Genomic DNA, 1,955 nt, shown 5'->3' on the forward strand with positions numbered 1-1,955 from the left:
GCTTCGCCAGCTGCTACGGTTCGCGTAACGGCTGGCATCAGGGCTTGCCCCGTTGGTTCGCGAAGCGGCCCTGAAACGGTCAGTCGCGGTTATTCAGGTAGACCGCATCAGCCGGTTTTACGACGGCTGCGCCCGAGCGCGGACCGGCCGGCAGGGGCAAGCCCGCCGAACCTGCATGAACTGGCGTTGCCACGACACAAGGCGATTCTCACGGCAATCGAGAATCGTGATGCGTTGGGCGCTCGGCATGCGACGTTGGTACAGCTGGATGATGCGCGCAGTGCATTGGATGTCTGCTGGGTACCGACCCCGTGTAGCTGGTGCTCATCAATGGAGTGCCTCTAGCACATTTACAGCTCTGGAGGGTGGTATCGCGCTGGCGCACCCCGATCTTTTCGTACATTACCCTTGGCAATACAGCTTGGCGCCCACCCACGCTTTGCATGGTTGACGGGCGTCGCATCAGCCCTATTGCGAAGGAACGCAACATGCCCCTACCAACGTCTACCTCCCCCTCCCGGTTAAATATTCTTGCCCGTGCGGTCAGCACTCAATTCGCCAACCGACCGACGCTTCGTTCGGTTGTGACGAAGATGCTCGAGCAGCAGATTGTTGAAAAAACCGCGCCACTCAATACTGAGATCAGCTCGATTTACCTCGACTTTCCCAATGAAACAGGTGGCTACACCACCCACTCATTGGTCGATGTCGTACTTGCCTATCTCGCCAGCGGCGATACCCCTGTTTTTTCAACACAAATAGATGATCGTCCTGTCCGTTTGGTCAATGCGCAACGGCAGAAAATAACCTACCGATCGATCGGCGATACCGCTGAAAGCACCTGGCCCAGCCTGTCGATGATCGAAGACGTCATTCGGGAACTCCCCTCCCTTCTGTACATCGGTTTCCAGGAGACCCTGGTCGCTTACTGGAATGAGCTCGGCAATAGCGGCAGCAGTCGCTTGCAATGGTTGGGCGATCAACTGCGCGACTCGCTGAGAGCAGCAGCCGTCAGCCAGTCGAGCGGCGATGCGACATTGGCCACGACACTCCTGCAACTGGTCGATCACCCCTGTTTACAAGACCGTCCTCCTCTACCGGCCATTCACGCCTATACCCTGCAAGCCACTGCATCCAAAGGCCTCCAGTCCACGACATTGCAGTCCACCGATCTGCTGATTACTCAGGGGGCACGGGCGCTGCTGTGTAGCGTGTCCGGTACCGTAGAGTCATATGCGTCCCTTGGCGATTTCGGCCAGGCATGGGGACAGAAAATACAACGACCACTGGACCTCGATGCCTTCACCTGGAAGCGCTACGAGCCCGACGGAAATATTTTCGACGTGCAGGCCGCCCTGGTGCTGAATCAACAACTGGAAGACCTCGCGGCGATCACGCTGCCCGCGCGCATCAGCAACAGCGAACTGGAAAAGCTTTACACGCGGGTGACTGATCCGGCCTCGTTGTTCGCGCACGCTGCGCAGATGCAAACCCGACACTTGCAACATGTGCAATCGGCTTTGCCGCACTGGCTCAAGGACGCAACGGTTGCCGATCAGCTGGCTTACCGCAAACACAGCCTGGAACTGGCCAGCGCCCGGCAGGCCGCCCAGGGCAAATCCTGGTCAGAGGGTATCGAGGACATCCGTGCATTTGCAGCCCGAAAGCTGCACGAGCAGATACTTTCCGATCATCCCGACGCGCCCGACTACTCGTCCGATAAGCTGGAGTTGACGTTTCACGTCCCCGTGGGTGATCTGGGCAGCGGCTACCTGGAACCGGTGAAAATGTCCCTGACCGACCTGGCCCTGAAAAATCTCTCGGGCAAACCCAAGGGCCGTATGACCCTGCGCCATACCGGCGGGCAACCGGTGGACCAATGGATGACACCCGAGTATCTGCTCGGCCTGGTCAGCAAGGTCGATGTGGGCAAGCACTTCCCCGACACGATCAAG

Annotated in this window: 2 pseudogenes; both read left to right on the forward strand. The window is 58.6% G+C overall.

From position 1 onward, the window contains the following. Positions 1 to 165: 165 nt before the first annotated feature. Positions 166 to 317, forward strand: a pseudogene (locus F8N85_RS35360) (GntR family transcriptional regulator); the annotation flags it as partial. Positions 318 to 488: 171 nt separating this feature from the next. Next, a pseudogene (locus tag F8N85_RS33775) lies at positions 489 to 1,955 on the forward strand (hypothetical protein); the annotation flags it as partial.

The organism is Pseudomonas fluorescens, from assembly GCF_902497875.1.
Classification (GTDB): Bacteria; Pseudomonadota; Gammaproteobacteria; order Pseudomonadales; family Pseudomonadaceae; genus Aquipseudomonas; species Aquipseudomonas fluorescens_BR.